The sequence below is a fragment of the Novosphingobium sp. fls2-241-R2A-195 genome (assembly GCF_030209485.1).
Classification (GTDB): Bacteria; Pseudomonadota; Alphaproteobacteria; order Sphingomonadales; family Sphingomonadaceae; genus Novosphingobium; species Novosphingobium resinovorum.
The window spans coordinates 158,304-178,927 of record NZ_JARVRY010000012.1; the positions used below are offsets into that span (position 1 = coordinate 158,304).

Genomic DNA, 20,624 nt, shown 5'->3' on the forward strand with positions numbered 1-20,624 from the left:
CTTTTGCCCCTCGTCATTGCGAGCGTAGCGAAGCAATCCAGAGCCGCGTAAACCGCCCTGGATTGCTTCGCTACGCTCGCAATGACGAGGTGGGGGGTGAGGACGGGGTGGGCCGAGCCGCCCTCAGAACCGCGCCCGCACCGACACCGTCAGCCTGCGCGGCGCTCCCGGAGCATAGGCACGCGGATTGTCCGCACCGGGGGCTTCGGCGAGGTCGATCTCGTCGATCTCGGAGAACGTGCCCATCGTCACATAGTGCCGGTCGAACATGTTGCGCAGTTCCGCCGCCAGTTCGATCCCGGGCGCGACTTCCACCCGGCCCATCATGTCGAACACCGCGTAGGCCGGGGTCTTCGCATTGTCGTTGCCTTCGTCGCCCCCCAGCACCTGCCCGGAGCGCGCCCGCATCGCGAAGCCCAGTTCCCAGCCGGTTCCGGCCCGCCCCGCATAGAGGTTCACCGAATGACGCGGCACGCCGGGTAGCCGGTCCCCGCGCTGGACTTCGACCAGTCCGTCCTCGTCCGCCTCGGGGTTGGACGGGCTCGACACCGCGAAGTCCTGTCGGAACTTCGCATCCGTAAAGGCATAGCTGCCCGACAGATGCCAGCCGCCCTGCTGCCAATCGGCCGAGGCCTCGATCCCCTGCCGCCGCGATTCGCCGAGGTTGGCGAAATAGGCCCGCCCGCGTACTTCCGAGGCGATCATGCGGATGTCGTTCTTCGTGTCCGACCGCCAGCCGTTCACCCGCCATGCCAGCGCTGCCCCAAAAGCATTGGCGCCGCCCGACAGCCCGGCATGCCAGTTGCGCGCGGTCATCGCCTTGAGCGGCGGATCGGCGATGAAGAAGTTCGCCAGCGTGCAGGGCGATTCCGGATCGGCGCAGGACAGCTCCGCCGGCGTCGGATTGCGGCTGGTGAGCGCGAAGCCCGCCGTCGCATGCACATCCGCCCCCAGCGCATAGTCGAACTCGATCGAGGGATTGAGGCGGCTGAACCGGTGGCTACCGTCCAGCGCATCGCCCAGCCGGTCGTCCAGCGTGACCGTGTTGCGCGACCATCGCGCCCCGGCCTCGACCGTCAGCGCGGAGGTCAGCGGAACTTCGGCGCTGGCGAAAAGCGCCAGGTCGCTCATGCGGGTGACGACGTCGACCGGGGTAATGCCGCCCTCCTCCGAGGTCAGCAGCAGACCGAGGCCCTCGACCGAGCGGTCCTCCTCCAGCTCGCCCAGTTCGGTGGTAGCGGTGAAGCCGGTGCGCGCGCGTTCCCACGAAGCGCCCACGGCGAAGCGGCGGGTGCCGTTCTCGGTCTCGCGCTCGTCGAGCCACTGCAGCATGGCACCGCCGCTGCGGGTGCGCTCTCGCCCGCGGTTGAACACGGCGTAGTCGTCCACCGCCGGGTCGTTCACCACGCGGGCGCCGTTCGCCAGCAAGGGCTCCTCGCCGAGGCAGAGATAGCTTGCATCGTCCTCGCAGGCGTCGAAGTCGGCAAGGTCACCGTTGGCGCTCTTGCGGGTGAGCGTTTGCCAGTGGGTGCGCAGTTCGATGCGGCCGGTCTCGCCCGCCGCGATCCACGGCGCCGCGACCAGCCGCGCGAAGCGGGTGTACGTGACGTCCGGCGTGGTGAACACCGCGTTCCACTTGGCGGCGAGCAGTTCGACCGGGGCGACGCCGTTGCCGGTAAGATCGGTGTCGGCGGCGAGGCCCTGCACCTCGATCCCCCATGTCCCGGCATCGTGGACGCCCTTGGCGAACACGCGCTTCAGCGTCGAGGGCGAGGCGACGCGCCAGCCGTCATCATGCCGCGCCTCGGCGACGATCAGGAGGTTGTCGGCCTTGTCCCCCAGCCCCAGCGAAGCGCTGCCGCCCACGCTGCCGACCGTGTCCACGTCCGCCTGCAGGCGCAGGCCGGAGAGGCTTAACCCGTCATGCGTGGTCAGCAGCAGCGAGCCCGCCAGCGCATTGCGGCCCAGCACCGGGTTGGCATCGTTGAGCTGCGCGTTCGCCAGTGCCATTTCGGGCATCGCGTCGAGCAGCACGACGTCGCCGAACGGCTGGTTGAAGCGCACCCCGTCGAGGTAGACCGCCATCCCCTGCTCCGCGCCCTGCAGCGCCGAGGCGGAAAACCCGCGCCAGGTGATCGCCGCCTGCCACGGGTTGCCGGTCGATTCGGCCAGCGTCAGGCCCGGCACGCTGCGTTCCAGCGCGCGGGCCAGATCGCGCTTGCCCGCGATGTCGAGCGCCTGCGGGTCGATCTCGCGCGCTTCGTCGAGGTCGATGGCGCCGCCCGGCGCGGTGACGACGATGGGCGCTTCCTCGGCCAGAACTGGCGAGGCCGAGGCCATCAGCCCGGCGATGATAAGACTTGTCTTTCGCATCCCTCGTGGCGCCTTTGCGGCGCCCTCCCCGTTTGGCACCCCCACCTCGTCATTGCGAGCATAGCGAAGCAATCCAGGGCCGAGCAGACCGCCCTGGATTGCTTCGCTATGCTCGCAATGACGAAGGGAGGGTCTGCACCGTTACAACATCCGGCGCAGCACGCCGTCCTTCAGCATGAAATGATGGCGCAGCGCCGCCGCGACGTGGCCGAGCACCAGCGCCAGCAGCACCCAGCCGCCGATCTCGTGGAACTCGTGCCCTGCGTTGAAGATCGCGCTGCCCTTGACGACCGCGAGCTTGGGCCACTCGAACACCCCGAACCACGACAGCGGGTACTTGCCCGCCGAAGCGATGATCCAGCCCGACAGCGGCATCGCGATCATGAACAGGTAGAGCACCCCGTGCACCGCATGGGCGAGGCCGACTTCCGCGCGGCTCATCGAGGCCGGGTACGGCGGCGCCTTCCACGCCACGCGCCAGCCCAGCCGCGCCAGCGAGAGCACCAACACCGTCAGCCCGATCGCCTTGTGGACGGGTATCGCGAAGTGCAGCAGCCCGCTGGCGAGGTTGCCGATGATGAGCAATGCGATGATCCAGTGCAGCGTGCGCGCGCCGGCGTTGTACTTCATGGTGTTCATGGGTCTGACCTCCCGTGCGGCCCCGCTTCGGCCGGGCGTTCCGGAGGTAACTTACGATATTCCATCATGGCTGCGACTTCCGGTGATGGGAAAACAAATCAGCGAGCTTACCCCTCCGTTCGTCATTGCGAGCGAAGCGAAGCAATCCAAGGCGGCATTGATCCGCCGCTGGATTGCCGCGCGACCTGCGGTCGCTCGCAATGACGAAGGCGGTGCATCAGAAGAACAGGATGCCGCCCAGCGCGAGGGCGTCGCTCGACGCCGCGTTGCCGGAATGCGCCTTGGCCTTCGAATGGGTGTATTCGCCGATCAGCGTGACCCAGCTGGTCAGGCTGTAGCGGACTTGCCCGACCCAGCTCGAATTGGTGTCGACGAGGTTCGGACTGGCCAGCGCGTCGGCGGCGTTGGCATAATGCAACGAGCTTTCGCCATAGCTGCCGCCCACCGCGAACTTGCCGAAGCTGGCGAGCGCCTGAAGGTAGAAGCCGTCGCTCTTGCGGGCGTTGCCGAAGCCGTCGGTGTCGTGCAGCCCCAGTACCGTCGTGCCGAGGCCCTTGGCGGTGTAGTAGTAACCGACCGCCGTGATCGGACCCGCCGTGACCTTGCCGCCGAAGTCGAGGCCCTGTCCGGTGTAGCTCTGGCCGGTGATCTCGTTGTGGCGCTGCGTCACGCCGCCCGCCCAGGCGCGCAAAGCCACGCCGCCGAGCGTCGCGTCATAGGTGATCTTGCCCTGGAAACCGGGCTGCGAGTTCTCCTGCGCCGGGCCGGTCAGCGAGGACAGCGGCTGGAACACGCCCACCGATGCCTGCACGCCGCCGAAACTGGGCGAGGTATAGGTGATCTGCGGCTGGAAGTCGGTGTAGATATAGCCCACGCCGATGCGGCCGAGCGTCGTGTTGCCCGGCGCCACGTTGCCCCCCGGCGTACCGGATGAAAGCAGCGTGATGTCGTTGAGGATCGCCTCCGACCCGAACAGGCCGATGTCGCGGCCGATCTTGAAAGTGCCGACGGTGGGCTTGCCGAAGGTCAGGTACGTCTGGCGGAAATCGATGCCCGCCGTCGCCAGCGCGGTCGGCTGGCCGCCGTTGTTGGCGCCCAGCGCGCCCCATGCGGCCGAGTTGATGCCCGGGTACATGCCGAAGAAGGCGCCGATGTCCCAGCCCTCCTGCCTGGTGCTCACCTCGACCTTGAGGAAGCCCGGCAGCAGACCGTTGCGCACCGCGCTGGAATTGCGCGTGCCGACGCTGGCGACGCCGCCGGTGACGGCGGTGGAGGCCGATGCACTCGCCGGGTTGTCGTGGACGTAGAAGCCGTTGACCGAGCCCGAGAACTTGATCGTCGCCGGGCCGACTTCGAGGCCGATGCCGCTCTCGGTACGCTTGACGTAGAGGCCGGGGTCACCGGCGGGTGCGGCTGCGGCGGGTGCCGAGGCCGGAGCGGGTGCGGAGGCTTCGGCCTGCTCCTGCGCGAGCAGCTCGGTGTAGTCCTCGTCGCTGAGAATGCCCTTTTCGTGCAGGCGCTTCAGAAGCGCTTCGCTGCTGCCTGCGTAGGCAGGTGCTATAGCCAGGGCGAGTACGCCCAGCGCGGCACCGCCGCGTAAAATGATCCGCGAAATCATGGATCCGTCCCCCGTTGGAAGTTGTCGTCTATTCCTGCGACTGAGGTGGACCATGCGGCCGGGGCGGGCGGCGCGAAATTGGACTTTGGGCAGTGGTACTTTGGGAGGATGGCACCCGCCCACCACCTCGTCATTCCCACCACCTCGTCATTCCCACCACCTCGTCATTCCCACCACCTCGTCATTGCGAGCGGAGCGAAGCAATCCAGGGCCGCGCAAATCGCCCTGGATTGCTTCGCTCCGCTCGCAATGACGAAACGGGGGGATTAATTGACGAACGAGAGGGGATTACCGCCCCAGCGCTACGCCCCACGGCCCCTCGCCCGCCGGGATCGTCGCGGTGACCTTCATCGCCGCGAGGTCCACCAGCGAGAGGTCATCACTCGCCCCGTTGGCGACCAGCGCGCTACCCCCGCCGGGCAGGATCGCGAGATGCCACGGCCGTCCGCCGACCTTGACGTAGCCGCGCACCTCCCCGCTCGCCACGTCCACCAGCGCCACGCTGTCCGCCCGGCCGAGCGCCACCACCGCCGTCTTGCCATCCGCCGTGAAGCGGATGCCGCAGGGCATGACCTTGTAGTCCGGCGCACCCGGCGGGGCGAAGCGGATGGTCTTCACGACGTCCTTCGAAGCGACATCGGCGACCTGCACCACTCCGCCCACTTCCGCCGCGATCCAGACCTGTTTGCCATCGGGCGTGAACTCGACATGGCGGGGCCTCGCCTCGGTCTCGGTCTCCCCGGTCACGGTGTGGGTGGCGAGGTCGATCCAGGCGACCGAATTATCCTCCTCGCTGGTGACCAGCAGCCACTTGCCGTCCGGGCTTTCCGCGACGCCTTCGGGCTCCTTGCCCACAGTCACCTGCCAGGCGACCTTGCGCGCGGAGAGGTCGATCGCGGTCACCGCGCCGTCGTCCTCGTTGGCGGCGTAGAGCAATTTTCCGTCGTGCGACGCGAAGAACTGTTCCGGGTCCGCGCCCGAAGGCAAGGTCGCCACCAGCGCGCCGGTGGCGGGATCGCGCACTTCCACCGCATTGTCGGCGCTGGCACAGACGAGCACGTACTTGCCGTCGCGCGTTATGGTGATCCCGCGCGGGCGCTTGCCCACCGGCCACTGCGCCACGGCCTTTCCGCTCGCCAGATCGATGACGGTGACGGTCGAGGACCGCTCGTTGCTGACATAGGCGCGCGTGACGGCACCATCGGCATCCTGCGCGTAAGACGGGGCCGCATAAAGGGCGCAAAGCGCCAGCGCGACAATCTTCAGGCTTCTCTCCATGGCCCGAAACCTACGCCTTCCCGTGCGTACGGCAATGCGACCTTGGTCTTGTACCATTGGCCAACTGGTCACCCGCCCGGACCCAAGGTTATCCGAAAGCAACATTCGGGAATAGAAGCCAAGCGCAACCCGAAGTCGCAGAGGACACCTGATCCATGACCATTCGCATCGGCCGCGCGGTCCTGACCGTCGCCGCCGCCATCACCTCGCTTTCGATCGGCACCAATCTCTACGCGCACGGCGACGTCGTGCCGCAGCCGGTCGACACCTCTGCCCTGCCCGACATCGAAGGCGGCAACGACGTGTGGAAGACCGAGAACCCCTACTCGAAGAACGAGAAGGCGATCGCCATCGGCCAGTCCGCCTACGGCCAGAACTGCGCGCGCTGCCACGGCCTCGAAGCGATCTCCGGCGGCATCGCGCCGGACTTGCGCTATCTCGAACTGGGCTCGTCGGGCGACGAATGGTTCGTCGAGCGCTTCCGCCACGGCTCGGCGCATGACGGCAAGGTCTATATGCCGCCCTTCGGCGACGTGCTGGGCCAGAAGGCCGGCTGGGCGATCCGCGCCTGGCTGGAATCCAAGCACACGGACGAATAAGCGGTGGACCGCCGGTCCCTTCTCAGGGGTCTGGGAGCCGTGGGGGCGATAGCGTCCCTGCGGCCCGCGTCGCTTCTCGCCGCGCCGCTGGAGAAGGTGAAGGCGCTGGGCGCGCTGCGCGTCGGCCTCTACACCGACAACCGCCCATGGTCGTGGGAGGAGAAGGGCAAGCCCCTCGGCATCGACGTCGATCTCGCCCATGCCCTTGCCGAGAAGCTGGGCGTGCGCGCCGACATCGCGCTGTTCACGGCGGACGAGGATCTGTCCGACGACTTGCGCAATGTCATCTGGCGCGGCGGGCTGCTCGGCTTCCAGCCCTGCGACGTGATGCTGCACGTCCCCTTCGACCGCCAGCTGATGGCGCGCGAGGACAACGTCACCTTCCTCGCCCCCTACTACCGCGAGAGTTTCGGCGCGGCCTGTGGTGAGGCAGCGGACTGCGAGGCGATGCCGGTGCGCTGGAAGGGCAAACGGATCGCGGCGGAACTCGATTCGATCCCCGACTTCTACCTGCTCGGCCATGCGGGCGGGGCCTTGTCGAAGGACGTGGTCCACGTCCCCACCGGCTACGAGGCGGTCATGGCCGTCGGCAAGGGCGAGGCGGACGCCGCCGTCGCCAGCACCGCGCAGATCGAGGCCGCCCTGCACGACGCGCCCGACGCGGGCATCGCGCGCCGCAAGGGTTTCCTGCCCGCAATGCTCTCGCCCGGCTGGGACATCGGCATCGCGGTGAAGGAAAACAGCCGCAACCTGGGCTTCGCCATCGAGGAACAGTTCGCCGCCATGGCGAAGGACGGCCGCATGGAGGCGATCTTCGCGCGGTACGGCGTCGAGTGGAAACCCGCGCTGGCCTCGCAGACCGCGTAAAGCTCCGGAGGGGGACGGGGGTGCCGACTGCGACCGGCGCCCCCCGAACCGGGGCCTGTCGTGCTGGCTTCCTCCTTTCGCCATCCCCCCACCCTTCGTCATTGCGAGCGCAGCGAAGCAATCCAGGGCAGTATTGGGCCGCCGTGGATTGCTTCGCTACGCTCGCAATGACGAAGGGTGGGAGCGAATAGAGAGGACCGGGACACTACAGCACCAGTTCCTCGAACATGTCCCGCCATGTCGGGTTCAGCGTTTCGATCAGTGCCAGCTTCTTGGTACGAGACCCCGCTTTCAGCTGCTTCTCGCGCAGAATGGCATGCTCCATCGTCGCATGCAGTTCAAACCATACCAGCGCCTTGCAGCCATACCTGCTGGTGAAACCATCGGCGACGCCCTCGCGATGCTGCCATGCCCGCACGCGCAAGTTGGAAGTGACGCCGACGTAGATCGTTCCGTTCGGCCCGCTTGCCATGATGTAGACCGCAGGCTGAAAATCACGCTTCATGACCGGAACATGTGGTCATCACGCTCCGCCCGCCAATTAACACCTCGTCACTACTCCCCCCTTTCGTCATTGCGAGCGCAGCGAAGCAATCCAGGGCGGTTCAAGACTGCCCTGGATTGCTTCGCTGCGCTCGCAATGACGATGTGTATGGGAATGTGCGGAGGGGGCCGCGAGGATGCGCGCTAGGACGCAGCAAATCCCATCCTCCCAAGGTGCAATTTTGCCGCCCCTCTTACAGTCCTAGGCTGCACGGCGACGATCGGGGTTCGGGGGCATTTTCCCGAGACACGCACCCCCGGCCGAATACCCAAAAACGGAGGGACAGGATGAAGCGGCGTTTGACACATATACTCGCAGCCCTGACGGCAGCCAGCAGCCTCGCGGCAGTACCGCTCTCGGCCGCCGATGGCCCGACCGGCGCCGATCTGCTCAAGGACGCCGACACCCCCGGCGACGTGCTGACGTATGGCATGGGGCCCTGGCAGCAGCGCTTCAGCTCGCTCGACCAGATCAACACCGGCAACGTCGCCAAGCTGCTCCCGGTCTACGCCTCCTCGCTCGGCGGCGAGAAGCAGCGCGGGCAGGAGGCGCAGCCGCTGGTCTATGACGGCACCATCTACGTCACCGGCTCGTACTCGCGCCTGTTCGCCTTCGATGCGCGCACCGGCGAGAAGAAGTGGGAGTACAACGCCCGCCTGCCCGACGCGATCATGCCGTGCTGCGACGTGGTCAACCGCGGCGCCGCCATCCATGGCGACAAGATCATCTTCGCCACCCTCGACGCGCATCTGGTGGCGCTCAACCGCAACACCGGCAAGGTCGTGTGGAACAAGAAGACCGGCGACTATCAGGCCGGCTACTCGGCCACCGCCGCGCCGCTCATCGTCGGCGACAAGGTCATCACCGGCAACTCGGGCGGTGAATTCGGCGTCGTCGGCGCGGTGCAGGCGCGCAATGTCGATACCGGCGAGCTGATCTGGGAGCGCCCGGTCATCGAAGGCCACATCGGCACCCTCAACGGCCAGCCCAACGGCATGACCGGCAAGCTGAATGCCACCTGGCAGGGCGACTTGTGGAAGACCGGCGGCGGCGCGACCTGGCTGGGCGGCACGTACGATCCGGGCACCAACCTCGTGTACTTCGGCACCGGTAACCCGGCGCCGTGGAACAGCCACCTGCGCCCCGGCGACAACCTCTACACTTCCTCGACACTCGCCATCGACGCCGACACCGGCGTCATCAAGTGGCACTACCAGACCACCCCGCATGACGGCTGGGACTTCGACGGCGTGAACGAGTTCATCCCCTTCGATGCCACGATCAAGGGCAAGGCGATGAAGCTGGGCGCGAAGGCGGACCGCAACGGCTACTTCTACGTGCTCGACCGGACCACCGGCAAGTTCATCTCCGCCAACCGCTTCGTGATGCAGACCACCTGGGCCGACGGCATCAACCCCAAGACCGGCCGTCCCAACGTGATCGACGCGGGCCGTCCGGGCGCGCCGAGCGGCACCGAAAAGGGCAAGCCGGTGTTCTCCAGCCCGTCGTTCCTCGGCGGCAAGAACTGGATGCCGATGGCGTACTCGAAGGACACCGAACTGTTCTACGTCCCCTCGAACGACTGGGGCATGGACATCTGGAACGAACCGATCGCCTACAAGAAGGGCGCGGCGTACCTGGGCGCGGGCTTCACCATCAAGCCGATCGCCGAGGACCACATCGGCGTGCTGCGCGCCATGGATCCCAAGACCGGCAAGATCGTGTGGGAATACAAGAACAAGGCTCCGCTGTGGGGCGGCGTGCTGACCACCCACGGCAACCTCGTCTTCACCGGCACCCCGGAAGGCTACCTCAAGGCGTTCGACGCCAAGACGGGCCAAGAGCTGTGGAAGTTCCAGACCGGCTCGGGCGTGGTCGGATCGCCGATCACCTGGGAGCAGGACGGCGAGCAGTACGTCGGCGTCATGTCCGGCTGGGGCGGCGCGGTGCCGCTGTGGGGCGGCGAAGTGGCCAAGACCTTCAAGGAAATCAGCCAGGGCGGTATGCTCTGGGTGTTCAAGATCCCCAAGTAACGCAACCCCAAAATGGCGCGCCGGTTACCGCTGGCGCGCCATCCCTCCCCGGGATAAAGACATGGAAACACTCGCCGTCACGGAAAACAACATGGGCGAATATGGGGCACCCGACCGCGTTCTGATCGTCGACGACCATTCGCTGGTTCGCGACGGGCTACGCTCGATCTTCGACGATGCCTTCCCCGACTGCACGATCCTCGAAGCGGACAGCCTCGAAGCGGCGCTGCGGGTGCTGGACGACGCGGGCGACGTGGACCTCGTGCTTCTCGACCTCAACATCCCCGACGTCTCGCACCTCTCCGGCCTGCAGTCGGTGCGCGACCGGTTCCCGGCCACGCCGGTGGTGATGGTCTCGGGCGTGACCGACCGCAACGTCGTGCGCGATGCGCTGGCAGCAGGCGCGGCGGGTTTCGTGCCCAAGTCGCTCAAGCGCGCGGCGATCGTCGATGCGCTGCAGCAGGTGCTCTCGGGCGAGATTTACATGCCCGACCTGCCCGGAGACGAAAGCGCGGCCGCCGAGGAAGACCTGATCCGCGCGCGCATCGACACCCTCACCCCGCAGCAGCGCGTGGTGCTGGGGCATCTGGTGGCCGGACGGCTCAACAAGCAGATCGCCTATGAACTCGACGTCTCGATGACGACGGTGAAGGCGCATGTCTCGGCGATCCTGCAGAAGATGAACGTGTTCAGCCGCACGCAGGCGGTGATCATGGCGGGGAAGGCCGGGTTTCGAGGCTGATCCCCCGACCTCGTCATTGCGAGCGCAGCGAAGCAATCCAGGGCAGCCTCAAGCCGCTCTGGATTGCTTCGCTGCGCTCGCAATGACGAACAGGCTGAGGTGAAATCTCTAAAGCACATCCATCTGTCGCAGCAGCGCCCGCAACTGGGCGGGCTTCACCGGCTTGTTCAGCAACGGCAGCGCCAGTTCGGCCAGTTGCGCCTTGGTCTCCGGCCCGCGATCGGCGGTGATGACCATCGCCGGGATCATCCGCCCCGCCTTCTCGCGCAGCATCGCCACCGCCCGGTCGCCGGTCAGCCGATCGTCGAGGTGGTAGTCCACGATCAGCATCGCCGGGCCCTGCTCCAGCGCAGCCAGTGCGGCCGCGTCGGATGGATCGTTGGCGGTCACCACGTCCAGCCCCCAGTTCTCCAGCAGTGCTTCCATGCCCGCAAGGATGCCCGGATCGTTGTCGATCACCAGAACCAGCCCGCCTGCCCCGGCGCGCGGAGCGGCGGGCATCGCGCCCGGCTCCTCCAGCGAGGCAACCGGGTCCACGCGCGGCAGGCGGATCGAGAAGGCCGCGCCCGCCCCCGGCGCAGTGTCGAGTTCGATCCCGTGGCCCAGCATCGTCGTGACGCGGCGCACGATGGCGAGGCCGAGGCCCTTGCCGGGTATCTTCTGCGTCTTGCCGACGCGGCGGAACTCCTCGAAAATCTCGTCGCGATCGACCTCGGCGATGCCCGGCCCGGTATCGCGCACGGTGACGACGACGTCCGCGCCCTGCTCCACCACCTCCACCGTCACGCTGCCCTGCTCGGTATAGCGGATCGCGTTGGACACGAAGTTCTGCAGCACCCGGCGCAGCAGGCGCGCATCGGAGCGCACCCACAGCCCGGTATGGGGCACCGTGAACGCCAGCCCGCCCGCGCTCGCCAGCGGCGCGAACTCCACGCGCAGCGCTGAGAGGATCGCCCCGAGCGACAGGTCCGCGAACTCGGGCTGGATCGCCCCCGCATCGAGGCGCGAAATCTCGAACAGCGCTTCGAGCAAATCCTCGACCGAATCGAGCGCGGTGGATGCCTGATGCACCAGCGAACGCGGCCGTTCGGCCATGGCCTGACCGTCCATCGCCGAAACGAACAGCCGCGCCGCATTCAGCGGCTGCAGCAGGTCGTGGCTGGCGGCGGCAATGAAGCTGGTCTTGGAGCGGTTCGCCGTCTCCGCCTCGTTCTTTGCCTCGACGAGCTGGCGGTTCACCTCGACCAGTTCGGCGGTGCGCTCGGTGACGCGGCGCTCCAGCGTCTCGGCGGTTTCGGTCAGCGAGCGTTCGAACTGGATGTGGTCGGTCACGTCGTCGAACGTGAAGACCATGCCGCCGTTTTTGAGCGATACCGAACGGACGGTGAAATAGCGCCCGCGCATCGTGCAATTGGCGACGACCCGCGCCCCGCCGCCCTCGCGCCAGTCGAGCGCTTCCACCCGGTCCAGCCCGCATTCGCCGGTGCACCAGCGTGACAGCGCGTCATGGGTGTCGATGGGGGGACCGTCCTCGGCCAGCGCCAGCACCGTCAGCATCCCCTCGTTCCACGCCTGCAGCTGGCGCTGGGCGTCGAACAGGCAAACGCCTTCCGAGAGCGTATCCAGCGTCGCCTGCAGCGCCAGATTGCGTTCGGCCAGTTCGCGGGCGCGCTGGCGGGCATCCTCGGCCTTGACGGTGGTGATGTCGGTATAGATGCCGACGGTGCCGCCCTCGGTCGTGCGCAGCTCGTTGATCTGGATCCAGCGGCCGTCGGCCAGCGCCTGCACGTGCGCGCCCTGGGCCCGCTGGTGCTGCGCCATGCGGTCCTTGAGCCAGCGCTCGGGCGCCATGCGCGAGCCCATGGTGGCGCCGGTCTGCGCGAGGCGGCTGGCGAGTTCGGCGAATTCGGGCGCATCGCCCTGCACGCCTTCGAAATTGGGGAAGATCTTCAGGTAAGCGCGGTTGCACAGGACCATGCGGTCTTCCGCATCGAACAGCGCGAAGCCGTCCGACAGGGACTCGATGGCATCGCGCAGCATCACGCGGGCGGCGGTGGCATCGCCATGGGCGGCGGCGAGCTGCGCATTGACGGTGTTGAGCCGCTCCAGCGCGACTTCCAGCGCGCCGGTGCGGTCGCGCACCATGGCGTCGAGCGAGATCGCCGTCTCGAACATCGAGAACGCCCCGCCCTGCATGTCGGTGGAGCGCTCCACGCGGTCCATCAGCGCGGCGTTGATCTTCTCCAGCTGCGCGATGCGGGCGCGCAGGCGGGCGGTTTCGGTGTCGCGGGTTTCGGGGTCAGTCAGGGCCATGATCGTCTCCCGACCTCACACCCACTTCGTTATTGCGAGCAAGGGGGCAAGGCATCGTCATGGCCGTACCGGTTCATCCACCGCCCGCCCGATCGCCAGCCCGCTGAAGGTCTGGTTCATGTGCGCGGCAAGGAACTGCTCGCCATACGTGCTGAACCCCAGCACGTTGTTCTCGACATAGATGTCGGAAACTTCGCGCAGGATCTGCCGGTCCTCGGCATCCAGCCGATTGAGCACGCAGTCGAAGCCGATGATATGGTCGATCTCCCCCACCTTGCGCGAGACCGACTGGAACAGATCGCGCATCCAGGTCAGCCGGTCCACCGGCTCGCCGATGGTCAGGACGACTCCGGTGTCGATCGCGCAGTAGAAGGTCAGCGAACCGTCGGGGTTCGCGCTCTGCACCGAGCGGACGTGGAACTGGCCGCCGGTGCGCACCATGGGCGGGTGCGCAGCGAAGAAGTGGACGTCGAGTTCCTCGCCCGGACTGCCGGAAAGCCGCAAGTATTCCTCGGCGGCGGGGGCGGCGTTGATCTCGTAGACGGTGCGGGTTTCCGGGTCCGCCTCGGTGATGACCATCTTGGCCGGGCCGGGGCGGTAGTGGTTGGCGCAGAAGACGTGCATCGGGCGGCGGCTGGTCAGCACCGCGATCACCGCCGCGTCGGAGTGGAAGCGTCCTTCGTGCAGCACCGCCGTCTCGCGGAACGAGAGTCCGTCGCCGCTGGAGCCGCCGATCAGTTGGACGTCGCCCAGCGCGTGCTGCGCGGTCATCGTCAGCAGTTCCTCGCGGTGCGACAGGCCGTCCACGAAGAACAGCGCCACCTGATGCAGATCGTCCGCCGCGCCGTGATCCAGCCGCGCCCCCGCGACAAGCTGGCGGATCGCGCCCTGCGCGGTTACGGGGTCGAAGTTGTCGAGATCCTCGAACCGCAGCGAAGCCATCGAAAAGCCGGCGGCGGGAAAGCCGATCAGCAGCAGGCTGTCGGTGTCGTAGCCCCGGCTGGTGAGTTCGCCCGCGCTGGTGCAGCCGATCAGCGGCACCCCCGGCAGCCGGGCGGTGAGCACGCGCGCCAGTTCCTCGCGCGGGTAGCGGTGCGAGCAGAACAGCAGCGCGCCTGCCAGTTCCACGCCGCCAATGGCCTCGACCAGTTCCGCGACGGCATCAGCCGGGTCCTGCGCGTGCGAGGCACAGGCCACCAGCGGGCGGTCACCGTCGTGAATCTGTGCTGCCATTCGCATGTCCCTCTCCTTCCGGCCGCCCTCTTCGGTGCGGTCCGTGACCCAAGCGCGAAAGTCTAGGCCGAACCGCCCCCACCGCCAAGCGCGTTCGCATCATCGCCCCGCTGTGGGTCACCTGCCGCTTCGAGCGCGGCGTTCTCCTCATCGCTGAAGATGCGGCTGCGTACGATGAAGCGTACGCCCTCGGGCGCCTCCAGGCTCATGCCCGAGCCGCGTCCGGGCACGACATCGATGGTGACCTGGGTATGGCGCCAGTACTCGAACTGCGCCGCGCCGATCCAGACGAGGGTATTGCCGATGAGCGTGCCGAGTAGCACGTCCTGCGCGCCGACACGGAACTCGCCCTCGGTGAAGCACATCGGCGCGGAGCCGTCGCAGCACCCGCCCGACTGGTGGAACATCAGCGGGCCGTGGATGGCGCGCAGGCGCTCGATCCATTCCTCCGCCGCCGGGGTGGCGAGGATGCGCGGCGGGAGGCTCATGACGCCGAAAAGCGGCGGATGGCGCAAGGGCCATCCGCCGTTTCAAGGTATCCGGCGCCGTTATGGTGGCGGGACGCCGGATTGAGAGCTCTTGGCACATCGTCATTGCGAGGCCCGCAGGGCCGCGGCAATCCAGAGCGCAGTTGCACCGCCCTGGATTGCTTCGCTGCGCTCGCAATGACGAAGCGTAACATCTTCAGAAGAAGCCGAGCTTCTTCGGGCTGTAGCTGACGAGCAGGTTCTTGGTCTGCTGGTAATGGTCCAACATCATCTTGTGGTTCTCACGACCGATCCCCGACTGCTTGTAGCCGCCGAACGCCGCGTGGGCGGGGTAGGCGTGGTAGCAGTTGGTCCACACGCGCCCGGCCTGAATGCCGCGGCCGATGCGGTAGGCCCGGGTTCCGTCGCGCGTCCAGACACCGGCGCCGAGGCCGTAGAGCGTGTCGTTGGCGATCTCCAGCGCCTCCTCGTCGGTCGAGAACTTGGTCACGGCGAGCACCGGGCCGAAGATCTCCTCCTGGAACACGCGCATCTTGTTGTGGCCCTCCAGCACGGTCGGCTTCACGTAGTAGCCCTGCGCCAGTTCACCGTCATGCGAAGCACGCTCGCCGCCGGTCAGCACCTTGGCGCCTTCGTCCTTGCCGATCTGGATGTAGCTAAGAATCTTCTCCAGCTGGTCGTTCGATGCCTGCGCGCCGATCATCGTTGATGCATCGAGCGGGCTGCCCAGCTTGATCGCCTCGACCCGCGCGATCGCCTTCTCGATGAAGGCATCGTAGATCGATTCGTGCACCAGCGCGCGGCTGGGGCAGGTGCAGACCTCACCCTGGTTCAGCGCGAACATCGTGAAGCCTTCGAGCGCCTTGTCGAGGAAGTCGTCGTCGTGGTCCATCACGTCGGCGAAGAAGATGTTGGGGCTCTTGCCGCCCAGTTCCAGCGTGCAGGGGATCAGGTTCTCGGACGCATACTGCATGATGAGGCGGCCGGTCGTCGTCTCGCCGGTGAAGGCGATCTTGGCGATGCGCTTGTTCTGCGCCAGCGGCTTGCCCGCCTCGATGCCGAAGCCGTTGACGATGTTGAGCACGCCCGGCGGCAGCAGATCGGCGATCACTTCGGCCAGCACCAGGATCGACATTGGGGTCTGCTCGGCGGGCTTGAGCACCACGCAGTTGCCCGCTGCCAGCGCCGGGGCCAGCTTCCACGCGGCCATCAGGATCGGGAAGTTCCACGGGATGATCTGGCCGACGACGCCCAGCGGTTCATGGAAGTGATAGGCGATGGTGTCGTGGTCGATCTCGGCGATCGAGCCTTCCTGCGCGCGCAGGCAGGATGCGAAGTAGCGGAAGTGGTCGATCGCCAGCGGGATGTCGGCGGCTGTCGTCTCGCGGATGGGCTTGCCGTTGTCGATCGTCTCGGCCAGCGCCAGCTTGTCGAGGTTGGCTTCGAGGCGGTCGGCGACCTTGAGCAGCGTGTTCGCGCGCTCGGTGGGCGAGGCCTTGCCCCAGGCATCCTTGGCGGCGTGCGCGGCGTCGAGCGCCAGTTCGATGTCCTCGGCCGTCCCGCGCGCCACCTGGCACACGACCTGCCCGGTCACCGGCGAGATATTGTCGAAGTACTGCCCCTTGACCGGGGCCACCCACTTGCCGCCGATGAAGTTGTCGAACTTCTCGCGGATGAGCGACTCGCCCGCGAATTTGCCAATCGCCTGTTCCAGCATCCCAAATCTCCGAACCTGACCCCCGTGGGGTTTCGACAGGCAATGTGAGCCGATGGGCGCGGCAGGCCAATTGTACCTTGGGACGATGCCCTTCGACAGGATCTGGGTGTGCGGTGGGGGCTTCGACAGGCTCAGCCTGAGCGGGATTTAAAGACCGGCTCTTAAAACCGCTCAGGCTGAGCCTGTCGAAGCCCCCTCGCGCAAGACGCAACCTCTGGATAACCCCCCGTCCCGCTTGCACCCCGCCCCCCGCTTTGGCACTAGCCCGGACGTGAGCGCGAACATCGTCATCGGCACCGCCCAGCGCGGGGAGCCGGTAGAGATCGACATCAAGGAACTCTTGGCGACCCGCCTGCTGGTGCAGGGCAATTCCGGGTCCGGCAAGTCGCACCTGCTCCGCCGCATCCTTGAGGAGAGCGCCGGGATCGTCCAGCAGGTGGTGATCGACCCCGAGGGCGACTTCGTCAGCCTTGCCGAGCAGTTCGGCCACGTCGTCATCGACGGTTCCGCCTATGGCGAGGCCGAGATCGCCCGCCTCGGCGCGCGCATCCGCCAGCACCGCGCCTCGGTTGTCCTCGCGCTCGACGAGCTGGAGATCGACCAGCAGATGAAGTGCGCCGCGCAGTTCCTCAACGCCCTGTTCGATGCCCCGCGCGAGCAGTGGTATCCTGCGCTCGTGGTGGTGGACGAGGCGCAGATGTTCGCCCCCGCCGCCGCCGGTGAAGTCTCGGAAGAGGCCCGCCGCGTCAGCCTCGCGGCGATGACCAACCTCATGTGCCGCGGCCGCAAGCGCGGTCTGGCGGGGGTGATCGCCACCCAGCGCCTTGCCAAGCTCGCCAAGAACGTCGCGGCCGAGGCCAGCAACTTCCTGATGGGCCGCACCTTCCTGGATATCGACATGATCCGCGCCGCCGACCTTCTCGGCATGGAGCGGCGGCAGGCCGAGACGATCCGCGACCTCGCGCGCGGGCAGTTCCTTGGTCTAGGCCCCGCGATCGCGCGGCGGCCGGTGTCGGTCAGCGTCGGCACGGTGCAGACCGGCGCGAAGTCGGTGACGCCGGGCCTCGCCCCGCTGCCCACCGCGACGACCGAGGAACTGCGCGAACTGCTGCACGACAATCTCCACGTCGAGCCGGATCGCCCCGAATTCCACCGCCCCGCCCCGCGTGTGGACGATGCCGAGACGCTGGCCCGCCGCATCGCCGCGACCGAACTGCTCGAACCCACCACCGCGCAGGCCCGCGAACGCGAGCGTGAAAGGGAGCGCAACGAGCCGGGCGCCGAGGAAACCCGCGCGGCGATGATCGAGATCATGAACGTGATGGCCGAGGAACCGGACTGCACGTTCCAGTCCGCGACCACGCTGTTCCAGGACTTCACCATCCGCTGCCGGATGAAGGGCATCTCGGTGCGCGGCCTCGACGCGACGATGTTCCGCCGGGGCTTCGCGGCCGCGCTGGCGGGGATCGAGAACCCCGACGACGCGCGCTGGGAAGACCTCATCAACCTGTCGAAGCATGTGCCCGACGATGCGCTGGCGACGTTCTACGTGATCGCCCGCGCCGCGATCGACGGCAAGCCGTGCCCGGACGACATGGACCTCGCGCGGATCTACGGCACCAGTTCGCCCCGCCGCGTGCAGCGTCTGCTCGACTATCTGGAGAAGGACGGCCTGATCGTGGTGCGCACCGATTTCTCGGGCAAGCGCTCGGTCGGCCTGCCGGATCTCGGCGTGACAACCGCGCCGGTCGAGGCGTAAGGTCGGGCCATCATGGCCGAGATCATCAACCTGCGCATGGCCCGCAAGGCCAAAACCCGCGCCGCCGACAAGGCCAAGGCGGCGGCAAACCGCGCCCAGCATGGTCGCACCAAGGCCGAGAAATCCGCCTCGCAGGCTGAGATCGCACGGATCGATCGCACCCTCGACGGGGCCAAACGGGAAGACTGATGCGCACCACGTATGACGACGCCAGCGTGCGCCTCTACCATCTCGACGGCGGGGCCGAGGGCGGCGCGGCGAACACGCTGTTCTACGGCCCGCTGTCCGAGGCCATGCGCATAGCCTCGCTACAGAGCGAGGACGTGCAGGATGGCTTGTTTCTCGCCACCGACAACGATGTGGTGGCTTACGTGGACCTGCTGGAAAGCTGAATTCGGCTGCGGGGACTTCGACCCTTCGACAAGCTCAGGGTGAGCGGGGTTGGAGTAGGCCTCCCAATGGCAGGAGTAGTGCAAACCTCTCAATTCCGCTCAGGCTGAGCCTGTCGAAGCCCCCTCGATATCAGAACTTCGCCTGCACACCCGCCGCGACATAGTGATCGCCGACGTTCACCTTGCCCGAGAGGAACGGCGCCAATGGCATGGCGGCGGTGCCGTAGGCGCGCAGGTCGTTACCGATGAAACGCGCACCGAGACCAAGAGTGAACGACATCGGCAGCGTATAAGTCGCCTCCACCTTGCCGAAGATCTTGGTGCCCGAATTATCGCAATGACCGTCGCCGACCTGCTCGTCGTTGGAGCGGCGGAAGCACTGCGAGTTGTCCTCGTAGTACCCGTCATGGTCGCGCTTGTGGAAGAACGCGCCGACGGCCGGGGTGATCGCGAAACCACCGTCCTGGATCACCGGTACGCCGACGGCGAGTTCGCCGCCCCAGCTGCCTTCGGAGCGGGCGACATTGGCCTCGGCGGTGACGGTCGCCGCATTGGCGGAACTTGCGGCAAAAGCGCAGATGCCCGCGAGGGCGATCAGGCGGATCTTCATGGGCGGGGGACTCCCTGTATCCTTGGAAACGATGCCAATCGGCTAGATTCCACGCATCTTGCGGACAAGAGGCCCAGATTCGCCCTGCCCCGTTAAGGACTCGACCCGTCCGTTTTCACGCCTGGAACAGAACTTCGGTTCCCGAATGGACCATCTGTGCAAGGCGCGCCGCGTCCCAGTTGGTCAGGCGCACGCAGCCATGGCTTTCGGTGCGGCCGATCTTCGCGGGCTCGGGCGTGCCGTGGATGCCGTAGTGGTCCTTGGACAAATCGATCCATACCACGCCGACCGGGCCATTGGGGCCGGGGGCGAGGCGCTTTGCGGTATCGTTCTTGTTGGCGTCCCAGAACAGGTCCGGATCGTACTGGTAATCCGGATTGCGCGAGGTGCCCTTGATCTCCCACTTGCCGAGCGGGAGCGGATCATGGCCGCTGCCCGTGGTGACGGGGAATTGCGCGATGAGTTTACCTTGCTTGTCAAAGGCCTGCAGCGTGCCCTCGGACTTGTCGACGACGATCTTCTCGGCTGTCGGCTGATCGCCCGCGACGCCGAGGCGCTGCAGCGTGTCGGACCAGCCGCGCTCGTCACCCTCGATCTTCGCGACGGGCACGTTGGCGATCGCGGGAACGCGCACCGTGGTGCCCGAACCGACTTTCGTGCCGTGGCCGTTGAGCGCCACCAGCGTATCGGGGGTGGTATGGAACCGCTCGGCCAGTGCCTCGGTCAGCGAGCGGTAGCCGAGATGGTCGAAGCCGGCCTGCTGGGAGGTTCTGGTCGGCAGGTTGCGCGTGAAGGGCCCGCGCGCGAAGGCATCGGGGATCACCACCAGCCGCGTCGCCGCCATACCCTGTCCGGGGAACAGCGCCTGCTGGGTTGCCGGATCGAGCTGTCCGCTACGGGGAAGCCCGCGCGCTTCCTGGAAGCCGCCGAGCGCCAGCTTGTAGGACTGCCCGTCCTTCCCGTCGATCACGCCGGGCGAGAACCCGGCACGGTCGAGCGCCACTTGCGCCCGCATCAGCAGGCTGTCGGCCGCCTCGGTCTCGCCGCCGCCGGGGGCATCGGCGAAAGCCAGAGTGTCGGAACTCTTCGCGGGAGCCTTCGCCTGTTCCGTCTGCGGCCCGCAGGAGGCCAGCAGCACGAAACACGAAAGGCTGAGGGGAACGAGACGTTTCAAGCATCACCCAAAGTTATGGTTCTGTTGCTTTGAAAACGCCCCGAAACCGGGAAAGCTCCGCAAACGAAAAGGGCGGCCCCGCAGGACCGCCCTTTTCCGCTTGAAGTTCGGCGTGGCCGAACTTGCGGCACCGGCCCACTCCCCCACCCGGCCTCCCACTCTTATGTTCGTTTTCAAGAGCCTTCGGCATGATGATGTCCTTTCCGCCCGAGATGACGAAATCCAATTTGTGAAGCTCATGTGCA

19 protein-coding genes are annotated in these 20,624 nt (G+C 66.9%); 7 read left to right on the plus strand and 12 right to left on the minus strand.

The window, feature by feature from the left end; translation table 11 throughout:
• Nucleotides 1-123: 123 nt before the first annotated feature.
• The 4 genes from QRN25_RS10690 to QRN25_RS10705 form a co-directional block, all read right to left on the minus strand.
• Complete coding sequence (locus QRN25_RS10690; RefSeq protein ID WP_285019503.1) at nt 124-2,373, minus strand: TonB-dependent receptor; 2,250 nt, start codon at nt 2,371-2,373, stop codon at nt 124-126.
• Nucleotides 2,374-2,514: 141 nt separating this feature from the next.
• The gene (locus QRN25_RS10695; protein WP_285019504.1) at nt 2,515-3,012 is read right to left on the minus strand and encodes a cytochrome b; all 498 of its coding nucleotides are present in this window, start codon (nt 3,010-3,012) and stop codon (nt 2,515-2,517) included.
• A 217-nt stretch (nt 3,013-3,229) separates the two neighbouring features.
• Nucleotides 3,230-4,630 (minus strand): porin family protein, encoded by a 1,401-nt coding sequence (locus QRN25_RS10700; protein ID WP_285019505.1) that lies wholly within the window; start codon nt 4,628-4,630, stop codon nt 3,230-3,232.
• Nucleotides 4,631-4,918: 288 nt separating this feature from the next.
• On the minus strand, nt 4,919-5,908 hold the full coding sequence (locus QRN25_RS10705) for a PQQ-dependent catabolism-associated beta-propeller protein (RefSeq protein ID WP_285019507.1): 990 nt from the start codon (nt 5,906-5,908) through the stop codon (nt 4,919-4,921).
• A gap of 155 nt (nt 5,909-6,063) precedes the next feature.
• Here QRN25_RS10705 and pedF point away from each other — a divergent pair, with 155 nt between their 5' ends.
• Both pedF and QRN25_RS10715 read left to right on the plus strand, forming a co-directional pair.
• Nucleotides 6,064-6,507 carry a cytochrome c-550 PedF gene (gene pedF, locus QRN25_RS10710; protein ID WP_008831070.1) on the plus strand — a complete coding sequence of 148 codons (444 nt, stop codon included), beginning with the start codon at nt 6,064-6,066 and terminating at the stop codon, nt 6,505-6,507.
• A gap of 3 nt (nt 6,508-6,510) precedes the next feature.
• Nucleotides 6,511-7,374 (plus strand): substrate-binding periplasmic protein, encoded by an 864-nt coding sequence (locus QRN25_RS10715; protein WP_502910461.1) that lies wholly within the window; start codon nt 6,511-6,513, stop codon nt 7,372-7,374.
• Between the two features lie 205 nt (nt 7,375-7,579).
• On the opposite strand, the gene QRN25_RS10720 is transcribed toward QRN25_RS10715, so the two are convergent.
• Complete coding sequence (locus tag QRN25_RS10720) at nt 7,580-7,879, minus strand: GIY-YIG nuclease family protein (protein ID WP_285019509.1); 300 nt, start codon at nt 7,877-7,879, stop codon at nt 7,580-7,582.
• 326 nt (nt 7,880-8,205) lie between these two features.
• On the opposite strand from QRN25_RS10720, the gene QRN25_RS10725 reads away from it, so the two are divergent.
• A complete protein-coding gene (locus QRN25_RS10725) occupies nt 8,206-9,951 on the plus strand; it encodes a methanol/ethanol family PQQ-dependent dehydrogenase (RefSeq protein ID WP_285019511.1) in 1,746 nt (581 codons plus the stop codon).
• 61 nt (nt 9,952-10,012) lie between these two features.
• Nucleotides 10,013-10,693, plus strand: a complete 681-nt coding sequence (locus QRN25_RS10730) for a response regulator transcription factor (protein ID WP_285019512.1) — start codon at nt 10,013-10,015, stop codon at nt 10,691-10,693.
• Nucleotides 10,694-10,801: 108 nt separating this feature from the next.
• Here the strand turns inward: QRN25_RS10730 and QRN25_RS10735 are convergent, their stop codons facing one another.
• From QRN25_RS10735 to adh, 4 genes are all read right to left on the minus strand, one after another.
• On the minus strand, nt 10,802-13,006 hold the full coding sequence (locus QRN25_RS10735; RefSeq protein WP_285019513.1) for a hybrid sensor histidine kinase/response regulator: 2,205 nt from the start codon (nt 13,004-13,006) through the stop codon (nt 10,802-10,804).
• 57 nt (nt 13,007-13,063) lie between these two features.
• Entirely contained in the window at nt 13,064-14,239 is a 1,176-nt protein-coding gene (locus QRN25_RS10740) for an FIST N-terminal domain-containing protein (RefSeq protein ID WP_285019514.1), read from the minus strand.
• 62 nt (nt 14,240-14,301) lie between these two features.
• A complete protein-coding gene (locus QRN25_RS10745; RefSeq protein ID WP_285019529.1) occupies nt 14,302-14,727 on the minus strand; it encodes a DUF779 domain-containing protein in 426 nt (141 codons plus the stop codon).
• A 196-nt stretch (nt 14,728-14,923) separates the two neighbouring features.
• Nucleotides 14,924-16,444: an aldehyde dehydrogenase gene (gene adh / locus QRN25_RS10750; protein WP_036525932.1), complete on the minus strand. Its 1,521-nt coding sequence runs from the start codon at nt 16,442-16,444 to the stop codon at nt 14,924-14,926.
• A 271-nt stretch (nt 16,445-16,715) separates the two neighbouring features.
• On the opposite strand from adh, the gene QRN25_RS10755 reads away from it, so the two are divergent.
• The 3 genes from QRN25_RS10755 to QRN25_RS10765 are packed head-to-tail and all read left to right on the plus strand — an operon-like array spanning nt 16,716 to nt 18,595.
• Nucleotides 16,716-18,203, plus strand: coding sequence for a helicase HerA domain-containing protein (locus QRN25_RS10755; protein WP_008831014.1), 1,488 nt, complete (start codon nt 16,716-16,718; stop codon nt 18,201-18,203).
• Nucleotides 18,204-18,215: 12 nt separating this feature from the next.
• Nucleotides 18,216-18,392 carry a DUF4169 family protein gene (locus tag QRN25_RS10760; protein ID WP_271180888.1) on the plus strand — a complete coding sequence of 59 codons (177 nt, stop codon included), beginning with the start codon at nt 18,216-18,218 and terminating at the stop codon, nt 18,390-18,392.
• Complete coding sequence (locus QRN25_RS10765) at nt 18,392-18,595, plus strand: hypothetical protein (protein WP_008831012.1); 204 nt, start codon at nt 18,392-18,394, stop codon at nt 18,593-18,595. The genes QRN25_RS10760 and QRN25_RS10765 overlap by 1 nt, the downstream gene beginning before the upstream one ends.
• A gap of 130 nt (nt 18,596-18,725) precedes the next feature.
• On the opposite strand, the gene QRN25_RS10770 is transcribed toward QRN25_RS10765, so the two are convergent.
• The 3 genes from QRN25_RS10770 to QRN25_RS10780 all read right to left on the minus strand — a co-directional run.
• The gene (locus QRN25_RS10770) at nt 18,726-19,205 is read right to left on the minus strand and encodes a hypothetical protein (protein ID WP_008831011.1); all 480 of its coding nucleotides are present in this window, start codon (nt 19,203-19,205) and stop codon (nt 18,726-18,728) included.
• A gap of 115 nt (nt 19,206-19,320) precedes the next feature.
• The gene (locus tag QRN25_RS10775) at nt 19,321-20,379 is read right to left on the minus strand and encodes a L,D-transpeptidase family protein (protein ID WP_271180887.1); all 1,059 of its coding nucleotides are present in this window, start codon (nt 20,377-20,379) and stop codon (nt 19,321-19,323) included.
• Between the two features lie 13 nt (nt 20,380-20,392).
• On the minus strand, nt 20,393-20,624 hold a 232-nt coding region (locus QRN25_RS10780; RefSeq protein ID WP_285019519.1), incomplete at its 5' end, for a hypothetical protein.

Excerpts from the sequence above, each read along its gene's own strand:
- QRN25_RS10760 (WP_271180888.1), top strand. The coding sequence starts at position 18,216 with ATGGCCGAGATCATCAACCTGCGCATGGCCCGCAAGGCCAAAACCCGC.
- QRN25_RS10695 (WP_285019504.1), bottom strand. The coding sequence starts at position 3,012 with ATGAACACCATGAAGTACAACGCCGGCGCGCGCACGCTGCACTGGATC.
- pedF (WP_008831070.1), top strand. The coding sequence starts at position 6,064 with ATGACCATTCGCATCGGCCGCGCGGTCCTGACCGTCGCCGCCGCCATC.
- QRN25_RS10735 (WP_285019513.1), bottom strand. The coding sequence starts at position 13,006 with ATGGCCCTGACTGACCCCGAAACCCGCGACACCGAAACCGCCCGCCTG.
- adh (WP_036525932.1), bottom strand. The coding sequence starts at position 16,444 with ATGCTGGAACAGGCGATTGGCAAATTCGCGGGCGAGTCGCTCATCCGC.
- QRN25_RS10700 (WP_285019505.1), bottom strand. The coding sequence starts at position 4,630 with ATGATTTCGCGGATCATTTTACGCGGCGGTGCCGCGCTGGGCGTACTC.
- QRN25_RS10770 (WP_008831011.1), bottom strand. The coding sequence starts at position 19,205 with ATGAAGATCCGCCTGATCGCCCTCGCGGGCATCTGCGCTTTTGCCGCA.
- QRN25_RS10705 (WP_285019507.1), bottom strand. The coding sequence starts at position 5,908 with ATGGAGAGAAGCCTGAAGATTGTCGCGCTGGCGCTTTGCGCCCTTTAT.
- QRN25_RS10730 (WP_285019512.1), top strand. The coding sequence starts at position 10,013 with ATGGAAACACTCGCCGTCACGGAAAACAACATGGGCGAATATGGGGCA.
- QRN25_RS10690 (WP_285019503.1), bottom strand. The coding sequence starts at position 2,373 with ATGCGAAAGACAAGTCTTATCATCGCCGGGCTGATGGCCTCGGCCTCG.
- QRN25_RS10725 (WP_285019511.1), top strand. The coding sequence starts at position 8,206 with ATGAAGCGGCGTTTGACACATATACTCGCAGCCCTGACGGCAGCCAGC.
- QRN25_RS10720 (WP_285019509.1), bottom strand. The coding sequence starts at position 7,879 with ATGAAGCGTGATTTTCAGCCTGCGGTCTACATCATGGCAAGCGGGCCG.
- QRN25_RS10745 (WP_285019529.1), bottom strand. The coding sequence starts at position 14,727 with ATGAGCCTCCCGCCGCGCATCCTCGCCACCCCGGCGGCGGAGGAATGG.
- QRN25_RS10740 (WP_285019514.1), bottom strand. The coding sequence starts at position 14,239 with ATGGCAGCACAGATTCACGACGGTGACCGCCCGCTGGTGGCCTGTGCC.
- QRN25_RS10765 (WP_008831012.1), top strand. The coding sequence starts at position 18,392 with ATGCGCACCACGTATGACGACGCCAGCGTGCGCCTCTACCATCTCGAC.